Origin of the sequence: Veillonella sp. (genome assembly GCF_015058545.1) — a bacterium.
Lineage (GTDB): Bacteria > Bacillota > Negativicutes > Veillonellales > Veillonellaceae > Veillonella_A.
The window spans coordinates 1-11,115 of sequence record NZ_SVCB01000145.1 but is presented as its reverse complement, the minus strand read 5'-3'; the positions used below and the strand labels follow the sequence as shown (position 1 = coordinate 11,115).

General features: G+C 37.8%; 12 protein-coding genes and 1 pseudogene. All 13 read right to left on the bottom strand.

Going from position 1 to position 11,115, the window contains the following annotated elements; translation table 11 throughout:
• Positions 1-567 (bottom strand): phosphate propanoyltransferase (pduL, locus tag E7204_RS09135; RefSeq protein ID WP_295183879.1); only part of this gene is annotated, 567 nt, incomplete at its 3' end.
• A 12-nt stretch (positions 568-579) separates the two neighbouring features.
• Positions 580-1,152 carry a hypothetical protein gene (locus tag E7204_RS09130; protein WP_295183876.1) on the bottom strand — a complete coding sequence of 191 codons (573 nt, stop codon included), beginning with the start codon at positions 1,150-1,152 and terminating at the stop codon, positions 580-582.
• 84 nt (positions 1,153-1,236) lie between these two features.
• Positions 1,237-1,521: an ethanolamine utilization microcompartment protein EutM gene (gene eutM, locus E7204_RS09125; RefSeq protein WP_021842178.1), complete on the bottom strand. Its 285-nt coding sequence runs from the start codon at positions 1,519-1,521 to the stop codon at positions 1,237-1,239.
• A 90-nt stretch (positions 1,522-1,611) separates the two neighbouring features.
• Positions 1,612-3,087 (bottom strand): acetaldehyde dehydrogenase (acetylating), encoded by a 1,476-nt coding sequence (locus E7204_RS09120; RefSeq protein WP_295183873.1) that lies wholly within the window; start codon positions 3,085-3,087, stop codon positions 1,612-1,614.
• The gene (locus E7204_RS09640; RefSeq protein ID WP_021842176.1) at positions 3,084-3,701 is read right to left on the bottom strand and encodes a BMC domain-containing protein; all 618 of its coding nucleotides are present in this window, start codon (positions 3,699-3,701) and stop codon (positions 3,084-3,086) included. The genes E7204_RS09120 and E7204_RS09640 overlap by 4 nt, the downstream gene beginning before the upstream one ends.
• Positions 3,702-3,711: 10 nt before the next feature.
• A complete protein-coding gene (gene eutL, locus E7204_RS09110; protein WP_021842175.1) occupies positions 3,712-4,365 on the bottom strand; it encodes an ethanolamine utilization microcompartment protein EutL in 654 nt (217 codons plus the stop codon).
• 17 nt (positions 4,366-4,382) lie between these two features.
• Complete coding sequence (gene eutC / locus E7204_RS09105) at positions 4,383-5,288, bottom strand: ethanolamine ammonia-lyase subunit EutC (RefSeq protein ID WP_295183868.1); 906 nt, start codon at positions 5,286-5,288, stop codon at positions 4,383-4,385.
• 14 nt (positions 5,289-5,302) lie between these two features.
• Positions 5,303-6,666: pseudogene (locus E7204_RS09100) on the bottom strand (ethanolamine ammonia-lyase subunit EutB).
• 16 nt (positions 6,667-6,682) lie between these two features.
• Complete coding sequence (gene eutA, locus E7204_RS09095) at positions 6,683-8,119, bottom strand: ethanolamine ammonia-lyase reactivating factor EutA (protein WP_295183864.1); 1,437 nt, start codon at positions 8,117-8,119, stop codon at positions 6,683-6,685.
• Positions 8,120-8,203: 84 nt separating this feature from the next.
• Entirely contained in the window at positions 8,204-9,646 is a 1,443-nt protein-coding gene (locus E7204_RS09090; RefSeq protein ID WP_295183882.1) for a sensor histidine kinase, read from the bottom strand.
• Position 9,647: 1 nt separating this feature from the next.
• Positions 9,648-10,220, bottom strand: a complete 573-nt coding sequence (locus tag E7204_RS09085) for a response regulator (protein WP_021842170.1) — start codon at positions 10,218-10,220, stop codon at positions 9,648-9,650.
• A gap of 20 nt (positions 10,221-10,240) precedes the next feature.
• Positions 10,241-10,534, bottom strand: a complete 294-nt coding sequence (locus E7204_RS09080) for a propanediol utilization protein (RefSeq protein WP_295183860.1) — start codon at positions 10,532-10,534, stop codon at positions 10,241-10,243.
• Between the two features lie 38 nt (positions 10,535-10,572).
• Positions 10,573-11,115 (bottom strand): iron-containing alcohol dehydrogenase (locus E7204_RS09075; RefSeq protein WP_295183857.1); only part of this gene is annotated, 543 nt, incomplete at its 5' end.

Sequence of the window (11,115 nt, the reverse complement as noted above, 5' to 3'; positions counted from 1 at the left end):
CATAAAAGTTTGATACTTAGGGCTTACTCTTATAACTACATCATCAAAAATAAGTGGTCTATCCGTATGAGTTTTTACTTTTACAATTTGCCCATTAGTAACGCCTAAACGTGCTGCATCAGCCTCTGCTACATGAACATGCCGTTTAGCGACAATACAACCTTCCTCTAAGGCTATATGTCGATCTTTATTTACGATTATAATTCCGGCTGAGCCTTTCAAATCCCCACTTTCTCGAGTAGGTGCTTTCACGCCCAACAACCGAGCATCGGTTAAAGAAACCTCTACTTGGGAATATTCTCGCTCGGGTCCTAAAATAACAACATTAGTTAGCATCCCTTTAGGCCCTACCAAATTTACACGCTCTTGGCAAGCAAACTGTCCGGGTTGCGATAATTTTTTAACTTTAGTTAACTCATAGCCTTCACCGAACAAACGCTCTATATCTTGCCTACATAAATGAACATGTCGACCAGAACCTTCAATTACAAAAGTCTTATCTTTATTTGGTAATACTTCTCCAATTTGTTTCAATACTTCATTAACAATATCATCTATAACATTCACCCTATCACCTCCTTACGAATTATCAAGGATTCCTTCTATCTGACTAATCCAGTCAGAAAACGATTGTGAAATTGTATCGTACGGCTTTAATAAACTTTCAACATATTCCAATTGTCGCCGCAGAGACATCACTGAGCATTGCCAAAGACGCCATGAGCACAATTTAAAATTAAATACTTGCCGCGGTAATGATAATCCCATCTGTAAGCGCACTTTATATTGTTTTACTTTAAATTCTTCAAGTGCCAATTGCTGTCGTTGCCAATATTGCCAAAGCTGTTCATCAAAAAAATCATCCGGTAACAAAGGGAAATATAACAAATCTCGAAGTTTTAATACTTCATTATCCAGATAACTTAACTCATCATGACAATATACTTCCCTAGCACACGATGTTAATGTCTGCGAGTTATCGGAATCGTTTGAATTTTGGCTAAGCTGCAAAACCTGAATTTGATGTTCTCGTAAATAGGATTGAGCTGATGGCGTAATTATACTAGGTTCAGATACCTTTAATGCTTCGCCTCTATGAAGTTGTTGTTTCCGTAATAATTGACGGATTGTTTCTTCAGTTATAACTTTCATAGGAACCCTTTCTTATGAATAGAGAGCGCTTTACGCGCTCTCTATCACTACTTACGCACTGCCCGTAATTTCGTAAACGGTAAATTATTCAGCTTTGCCAGGTAAAATTGCATCTACTTCAGTATGTGGACGTGGAATTACGTGTACGGATAAAAGTTCGCCTACGCGTTCAGCAGCTGCTGCACCAGCATCAGTAGCTGCTTTTACAGCACCAACATCACCACGGACCATAACTGTTACCAAACCGCCGCCAACTTGTTCTTTACCGATAAGTGTTACATTCGCAGCTTTTACCATTGCATCTGCCGCTTCAATAGCGCCAACCAAACCTCTTGTTTCAATCATTCCTAATGCATTTGTGCTCGACATAATAATTACCTCCTAAAAATAACTAGTAAAAATTAAAATTAAAATAATTTGTAATATATCTAATTAATATTATTACCATCCAAATAAAAGCTATTTCAATTTAGCCATAATTTGTTCTACAATAGCACGAATAACTACTTCTTGCGATTCAACTCCTAATGTAGCACCAACAGGCACGCTATCGGCGTTTTCAGTTTTACGTAAATCTTCCAATTCGCGGACACCATACGCTACTCTTCGTAAGTTAAATAAATTCTGAGGACCTACGTTATCTGATGTAGCACTGCCCCCCACTGCTCCACACCCCAAAGTTAATGAAGGTGTGATATTAGTAGTAGCTCCGATTCCGCCCAACGCCCCCGGCGTATTTACAAGTAATCTTGACACCGGTTTACGTAAACCGAATTTACGTACAATATCATTATTTTCAGTATGAATAATTAGAGTATGACCTGCACCTTCATTCTCTAAGATGCGAATGGATAAATCACAAGCTTCTTCCCAATTAGCAACCGTATAAAAAGCAAGAATTGGCGCTAATTTTTCATGAGAGTACGGATACTTAGGTCCTACTCCGGTTTCCGGTGCAACTAATAAAATTCGATCGGATGGAATTTCAAGGCCAACCAATTTAGCGATAACTTGTGCTGACTTCCCGACGATTGCAGGGTTCATAGTCCCATTAGCACGTAGAATAAAGGTACCTAAACGTGTAGCTTCTTCCGGGTTTAAAATGTATGCGCCCTGGGCCTCTAACTCTTTTAAAATTGCATCTTTATTAACAGTTTCAGCAATGATGGATTGTTCTGAGGCACAAATAGTACCATTATCAAACGTTTTGGAATCAATAATTCTCTTTACTGCTAATTTAACATCCGCACTTCTTTCGATATAAGCAGGACCGTTGCCCGGACCAACGCCCAAAGCAGGTGTACCGGAAGAATAAGCAGCCTTTACCATAGCCGAACCACCTGTTGCTAAAATTAAATCTGTATTCTTACTTTTCATCAATTCGGCAGTGCCTTCCATGGTCGGCATTGTCATATAAGATACAGCATCTTCAGGTGCTCCGATTTCTTTCAATGCTTTGCGAATAACTTTTACGATTTCACCAATACATTTAATTGCTGTAGGATGTGGTGAAAACACAATACTATTAGCCGCTTTTAACGCAATCAAAGATTTGAAAATTACTGTAGATGTTGGATTTGTTGACGGTACCAAACCGGCAATAACACCTACCGGAACAGCGACTTCCATAACCTTATTAACTCTATCATCATTAATGACACCAACCGTTTTCATATCTTTCATATGAGCATAAACTTGTTTTGATGCAAACGCATTTTTTAAAACTTTATCTTCCCATTTACCGAATCCGGTTTCTTCATGGGCTAGTTTTGCTAAACGAACACGTTCTTTATAAGTCGCTTCGCAAACGGCTTTTGTAATATCATTAATTTGACTTTGTGTAAGTACTGCTAATTTTTTTTGGGCTTCTTTTGCTTTTGCCAAAAGAAGACGAACCTCTTGAACGGATTGTAAATCCTTATCAACTAAGTTCAAAACGTGCCACCTCGTTTCACTTCATCTATAATCACTTTAATGAGGGCCTCTTTATTGGCAAATTTAATTGCTGTTCGTTTCATACCGTGTACATTCATGGCATATGCTTTTTTACGCAAATCTACAACTTTATACGCCATTAATTTTTGTCGTAATGCACTCTCATCAAAATTTTCCTTTTTTTCTTCTATATCTTCAGTTTCCAAAGCTACCTGTGTCTCTGAATTCTTTTCAGGATCACCGGCAAGGTTTTCTAACGGTTCTGTCTCAGAAGTCTTTAACCCATTATTTGTGTTTGCTGTTATTAACTCTTTATCTGCATCATCAGATTCAGCACTTTGTGCTAATTTACCACCCATTAACTTTGCAATAGCTTCGTCAGCTCGTGGGATTACATGACTCGTGCAGTAGCAACCAAGCTGTTTCGCTATAACTACAGCCGCATCAACCGCGGCTTGAACTGCTGCTACATCACCGACAAGCAAAATCGTTCTTCGACCGCCACCTACACGTTGTTCACTATTCAATTCCACATTTGCAGCCTTTAAGGCTGCATCAGCAGCACTAACAGCACCTAGGAAACCTCTTACTTCTACCATGCCTAGTGCCTTCATTTAGTCCTCCTTAATAGCTTAATGGATTATCAGCTACATTCTGAATAGCTTGAGCAAATGCGGTACACGCTGCTTTACAAGCAGATTGACTACCTGTCAACAAGCCACCGCCAAAGTTAGTTTCAGATGGAGGGCCATAAAATACACATAATCTAACATCTGCAGCTTTTAATGCCGCATCAAGGCCAACCATAGCTTCACAAGGTGGAGCAATTAAATAGGCAATAGCTTCACCTTCATTAATTTCCGCCGATTTAGATAAAAAACGACCGGATCGAGAAATTACATGTGCAAAGTATGGTATTGAACCATCTTCATTAGCACTGATAAAACTAGCTTCTTCTGTAATTACATGTACTGCGGTTTCTAAGCCACTAGTAATTTCTGCCGGACTTGGACCGGCTAAAATCCCGATAACTTCACCAGCTAATTTAGTAGATGCGTTACCTGCACCACCATAAAAGCTTTTAGCATAAACAACATCAACTTCTGCGGTTTTTGTAGCTTCATCCAAAGCAACATATGTAACATCATCACAGTCTGCCGTAATGAGGCCCAATGATCTTTGAGCACTTGTCAAACCTAATTGCGTTGCAAGTCCGGCATCCACATTAGGAATAATTTGTACGCTCAATACGTTAGCACCTAAACGTTGATTTTTCACAAACGTCCCTCCTTTACCTATTTCAATTCAATACCGGATTTTTTCTTTTCCAACATGTTTTTAATAATATCTGCAATATAGGCACCTGCTTCTACAGCCGGTGTACCACCTTTATGTATATTAGACACTACAGTACGTCGAGATTCAGGCATTCCTACGGTAGGTCGATATGCTATATATGCACTCATTGATTCAGCTGTTACCAAGCCTGGGCGTTCGCCCACAAAGAGACATACCACATCAGCATCACTAATTTCGCCGATTGGATCCATTGCCGGTACACGACAATACTTAACAAATAAAACCTTATCAAAATCGAGATTGTATTTTTTAAGGCCCTGCTTTAAAGCCGGAATAACATCACGAATATTTGCTTCAATAGCTGCTGAACTTAAGCCATCACCTACAACGACTTGAAGTTTGGCACCTTTTTTGACATTCTGTTTAATAATTTCGGTATTTGCTTCGTCAAAGATTCGACCATGATCCGGTCTCGTAATATATTCATCTTTATTTTTGCATACCGTTCGAACCGGAATAAATCCCATTTCTTCAACCAATTCAGGATTAACATCTGAGAATACCGCATCTTGAGCAGCTGCATGATCCGCCCGGAAGCGCAAAACCGACTGTGTTTTATATCGGGTTCCGCAACGGCCTACACCCAACCGTGCAGCCGTATAACTTTTCATTTTCAAATAATCTTCTCTATCATGCGGGTTATCTACTAACAATTGCTTCTTTAAATCGACTTCTGAAATATCCGGTAGAATTTCATTTGAAATAATATTACTCCCGACAGAATCGCCTAACTTATTTACTTCTTCGGTCCGTTTGGCAGGTTCAACGCTATCTAATCCTTTAGCTTTTACTAACTCACCTAAAATAGATTCAATCATCCCTTTTAATTCTGTTTCATTCATCCTTATCACCTCGCTTATTTCAAGAATACAGATGCATCGCCTGCTATTGGAGTCAATTTGCCATTATCCATAAAGCCCATCTTTTCCAACCAAATTTCAAATTCTTTAATAGGACGTAAATTAAACATATCGCGAATTGTTGCCGTTTCATGAAAACCGGTAGTTTGATAGTTCAACATAATATCGTCAGCATGTGGAATACCCATGATATATGTACAACCTGCACTTGCTAAAAGTATTGTCAGGTTTTCCATATCATTTTGATCCGCTTTCATATGATTGGTGTAACATACATCACAGCCCATAGAAATACCGGTTAGTTTACCCATAAAGTGATCTTCCAAACCGGCACGAATAACTTGTTTAGAGTCATATAAATATTCCGGTCCGATAAAACCAACTACTGTATTTACGATATAAGGGTCAAATTTTTTAGCAAAGCCATAGCATCTTGCTTCCATTGTTACTTGGTCGGCTCCGTTATGTGCATCTGACGATAATTCGGACCCCTGTCCTGTTTCAAAATACATTACATTAGGTCCTGCTACACGACCTTCTCTTAAAGCCAATGCTTTTGCTTCTTCCAACGTTGCAGCATTAAGACCGAAAGCAGTATTACCTTTTTCAGATCCCGCTATAGATTGAAATACCAAGCCTGTTGGTGCACCTTGACGAATTGCTTCCATTTGAGTCGTTACATGTGCCAATACACAGGTTTGAGTTGGAATATCCCATTCACTTCTGAACTCTTCAAATTTATGTAGAATTCTTTTTACACTTTCCACTGAATCATCAACCGGATTTAATCCAATTACGGCATCACCGATGCCATAGGATAAACCTTCCATAACCGATGCCATGATACCGTCAATATTATCAGTTGTATGGTTAGGCTGTAATCGAGCCGAGAATGTACCTGGTCTACCGATTGTTGTATTAGCCGTTTTTTCAATACGAATTTTTTCGCTGCAACGATTAAATCCATATTTGACATGAGCTTACATACAGCCGCAATCATTTCAGCAGTCAATGCGCGTCTAACAAACTTAATATCATTATCCGTAGTGGTATCAGATAATAACCATTCTCTTAATTCTTCAACGGTCCAGTTCTTAATAGAATCAAAGATTCGAGTATTGACCTGATCAATAATAATTCGTGTTACTTCATCTTCATCATAAGGTACAACAGGATTATTAAATAAGTCGTTCAGCGTAAGTTGCGCTAAAACTGTTTTTGCTGCTACGCGTTCTTCAGCAGAAGCCGCCGCTACTCCGGCCAACTTATCCCCTGATTTTTCTTCATTAGCCTTGGCCAATACTTCCTTCACAGAGCCGAACTCATACGTATTACCAAAGAGTCGAGTCTTTAAAATCATGCTTCCATCACTCCTTCTAATTAAAAACAAGTGTTTTGATAATGACCGGCAATACATTACCTCCGGCCACAGGCGTACCAATATCTATATAATCACCGTTTTCGGCGACAATAGAATCAATGCAAACAAACGGGCTTTTTTCCGGTAACATAGAATATATGCTATTTCCCAAAGCTTTCGCCATATCTTCAGTCACAATAATCAATAAGGGAAATCCGGCTTCGCGTAATTTTGCTACCCCTTCTGTAATTCCCATTGCATAGCGCTGAATATCTGCAAATGACGGAGATTTTATTCCTTGAAAAGAAAGGGCCACATTTGTTAATTGATTATCATCCATTAGATACCAATCTAATTTACTACGAATTTGAGTGGCCAATTCCGAAGCGGTTAATTGTTCATCCTCTTTAGCAAGCTTTAAAACCGGCACATTTTTTATAGGTAAAATGTCATCCGTATAACTGATAGTTGAGCCACTAACTTCTGCCGTATGAGAACCGGCACCAACCACTGTTGCCCGTATTGTCTCTACTGTGTCAAACACATGACATTTGGTAAAAAACAATGAATTTTTTATACGATTGCCCAATAATAATCCAATATCACCATATTGAAACCAATCTGTAACGTTATTAGCCTTTATACAATCAGCAACACCACCGGAAAAAGTAACTGCATTAACATTTGTCTTTATTTTTAAGTCATGATGTGTAATTAACAGATTATAGAATGGCGTTTCTTCGCCTAATCCTATAGATTGTTCCAATGCTTTCACAAGTTCATCTATAATAGGCATCAAGTCCTCCGGCACCACATGATTACCAACTGCTAAAGATAAATGCTTTTTCTCTATAATTTCTAATATTTTAGGTGCTATATATGTAATAGTATGGCTATTGGAATCTATCTTAATAAGCCTACCACCAATATCGAAGCAAGCTGTATCAACAACATCGCCGGCTCTAAACATTGCCAGATTACTAGTACCTCCACCTATATCAAAATTAACTATATTACCTCTATGTTCACGTGATAAGGTTTCAGTTCCGGCCCCTTTACCGGCAATTATACTTTCCAAATCAGGACCGGCCGTAGCCACTACAAAATCTCCGGCATATCCGCTTAAAGCCTGTAATACTTTTGATGAATTAGATTTTCGAGCTGTTTCACCGGTTATAATGACTGCGCCTATTTTTATATCATCCTTAACAATGCCGGCCTTATCATATTGTAAAGCTACGAATTCTTTTATTTTATTTTCGTCAATTTCAACTTGATTAATAAGCGGAGTAAACATAATATCACTTCGATAGATAACTTTTTTATCGGAAATTTCTATTCGCGGTACCGTAAACGCAGATGCAAAATTCTCTACGGTCAACTCTGATAAAATAAGCTGTGTTGTGGATGTCCCTAAGTCAATCCCTACCGTCAATAGTGTTTCTTTATCCATGTGGCCTCCTTTCTTAACGATACAAAAAAAGCGCTTAAGCATAAGAAATAAAAATCATTCTTTGCTTAAGCGCCTTTGCTTTCGCTATACAACTACATCGTTGCTTTTTTGAAATCGAAAATATACTTTTGTCCCCGATTTACCGGACTCAATATTTAATTTACCTTTTAATTTATCTTTGACGTATCCATTGATGATAAGAAGCTCTAAACTATCAGCTTTGACAGTCTTAGTATCAAATCCACAACCATCATCGGATACCTCAATATAAATTTTAGAGTCTACTATTTTACCGATAATCTGCACTTTTCCTAACTGATCAGGTAAATATGCATGATCAAAAACATTTTGTAATAATTCATTTACAATCAAAGAGATTGTAACAACTTGGTCAGTTGTTACGTATATTGAGTCATCTACATGCATAAATATTTCAATATCTCTGAAATTTCCAAACATATGATGGAAATTATGGATGACTGTAGTTAACGTTTGTTTTAACGAAGTATAACTGTCAACTTGTTTAGAAAGTAACTCATGAGTTGACGCAATCGTCATAATACGCGATATGTTATCATGCAACACTTTCTTCGTTTCGTCTGACTGAGCCCTCCGTTCTTGTATCTTCAATAAAGATACTATTGACTGCAAGTTGTTCTTTACACGATGATGAATTTCACGAATAGCAACTGCTTTTAATACCAGTTCTTCTTCTCGCTTTTTTACCTCTGTTGTATCCTGAATAATCACAACTAAACGCTGCTTATTTTTAATCCAACTATACTTAATCGTAAAATAATACTGCAAATAATGGGTCTCCGCATCAAAAAACCAATTACTTGATGAGCGTTCTGCACGAAATTTAATATAATCAAATGTATAATAGTCTAATGTTAAATTATCATAAAACAAACCAATTATTTCATCTCGATACCCCAATTTTTTATACAATTGCTTTGCTTCTTCATTGGCCGTTATTAAATAACCGTCGCCATCGAAAATAAGGACATTTTCAGATAATCGATCTACGAAAAAGTTCTGTGCCTCTTCTTCCGCACTCATAATAGTACTTGGCTTTAGATCATTAGAAGTAGCCATTCCAGGCGATCCTGCATCAGTTTCTACAATTAAAACACCGATAGTTTTGTCCAATAATTTTATGGGGTAAATATTTTGTGTAATTAGTTTTCCTTCTTGAGATACCGCAATAAGCCCTAATGTATTTAAACCGGTTTCAATAGATCGTAAAACACCCGGTTCATTTTCCAATAAAGCATCTAATCCTACTACCGTCTTTTCATACATAGACGGCTTAATTAAAGGCCGTCTATGATATACCACTAAAGCAGATTTCATTACTTCATTATAAATGTCAATAAATACATCTGCATCAGGATATAATACTGAATCAGCCAAATGATATATAACTTGTACTAATTCTTTAACTTCATCCGCAGTTAAGTCCGAATAGGTATCACACAGTTTGCGTAAAATTGCTTCATCAGGATTAGCTATATCTAACGCCATATCATTCACTATCCATTATAATTAATTCAGCAATTTCACTCATTTTAGAGCGTCTATCCATGCTCAAGCGACGTAATTTTTTATAGGCTTCATCCTCAGTAATTTTTAAATCACGGCACAGAATTCCTTTAGCCTTTTCAATTACTTTCCGTTCTTCTAAACGAAGCTTTAATCCCTCAATTTCTTGTTCTAAATTTTCAGTTTGTTGCCCCTTAGCGATTGCTACTTCAATAGTCGGAATAAGAGATTTTTCATCAATTGGTTTAATTAAATAGCCTGTTGCACCAAGCTTTTTCGCTTTTTCTGTATTTTCAAAATCTCCATAAGCAGTTAAAAATACTATACTGCTCGCCAATTTATCCTGCGCAACTTTTTTTGCTGCCTTTAAACCATCAAGTACCGGCATTTGAATATCCATCAATACTAAATCCGGTTTTACATTACGGCAAATCTCTACTGCCTCAAAGCCATCGGCTGCTTCGCCGCTTACTTCATAGCCTGCATCTGTTAAGATATCTTTAATATCTAAACGAGTTATTGGCTCATCATCGACAATAACTATTCTTCCTCGCATAAGTAGGTCTCCTCTATTTCTTAGGTTCTGGTAATTTCACAACCTAATGCAAATTTTAAAATATTTCGTAGCCCGTCCACAACAGCTCGCAACGCTGTTTCAACGGAACTAACATCACCACTTTTAGTTGCTATATCAACAGCGATTATAGCTGCTTCTGCCGGTGTTATTGTTAAAATCCCAAGTGCATTGTATACATCACTGGGTAATCCCAACTTACCATAAATCTCCTTAGCCGGATTGGCAATAATATGGGCTAGCGTTATCTGTTTCCCAGGAACGTATTCTTGAATCATACGCTGTTTTTCTTCCATAGCCACACCTTTCCAGCATTACCTTATCAGACTGACGGTTAAGCAATTTGATTTAAAATATTTTTAATATCATCTGCCGTAGGTATTCTTGGATTAGCAGCTGTACATGCATCAGCTAACGCTGCTTTTGCAATAGCATCACCGCTCTCCATAATTTCACTACGATTAAACCCACAATCAGTTAATGTTAAAGGCATTTTCAGAGTACTCTGTAAATGCTTAATCTGCCGAATTAAAGCAGCCACTCCGATTCTCGGATTTACACTAGTTGTCGCTTTAACAATATTCGCCAATCTAGTATATTTCTTAGCAGCATATAAATCTTTGTTTTGATAATCACCATTATACGCCACAATATGCGGCAATAAAATAGCATTGATTCGTCCATGCGGTACATGGAATCTACCGCCGATAGCGTGTGCCATACCGTGATTTAATCCCAAGTTCGTCAAATTAAATGCCATACCAGCCATACAGGAAGCCACATGCATCTGTTCTCTGGCATAACTATTCGTACCGTTTGAAAATGCTTCCGGCAAATATTCAAACACTAATTGAATTGCATATTCAACTAATGCTTT

Bases quoted from the DNA above. Each gene is read 5' to 3' on its own strand.
- eutC (WP_295183868.1), bottom strand. From the start codon at position 5,288: ATGAATGAAACAGAATTAAAAGGGATGATTGAATCTATTTTAGGTGAG.
- E7204_RS09080 (WP_295183860.1), bottom strand. From the start codon at position 10,534: ATGGAAGAAAAACAGCGTATGATTCAAGAATACGTTCCTGGGAAACAG.
- eutM (WP_021842178.1), bottom strand. From the start codon at position 1,521: ATGTCGAGCACAAATGCATTAGGAATGATTGAAACAAGAGGTTTGGTT.
- E7204_RS09130 (WP_295183876.1), bottom strand. From the start codon at position 1,152: ATGAAAGTTATAACTGAAGAAACAATCCGTCAATTATTACGGAAACAA.
- eutA (WP_295183864.1), bottom strand. From the start codon at position 8,119: ATGGATAAAGAAACACTATTGACGGTAGGGATTGACTTAGGGACATCC.
- E7204_RS09085 (WP_021842170.1), bottom strand. From the start codon at position 10,220: ATGCGAGGAAGAATAGTTATTGTCGATGATGAGCCAATAACTCGTTTA.
- E7204_RS09640 (WP_021842176.1), bottom strand. From the start codon at position 3,701: ATGAAGGCACTAGGCATGGTAGAAGTAAGAGGTTTCCTAGGTGCTGTT.
- E7204_RS09090 (WP_295183882.1), bottom strand. From the start codon at position 9,646: ATGGCGTTAGATATAGCTAATCCTGATGAAGCAATTTTACGCAAACTG.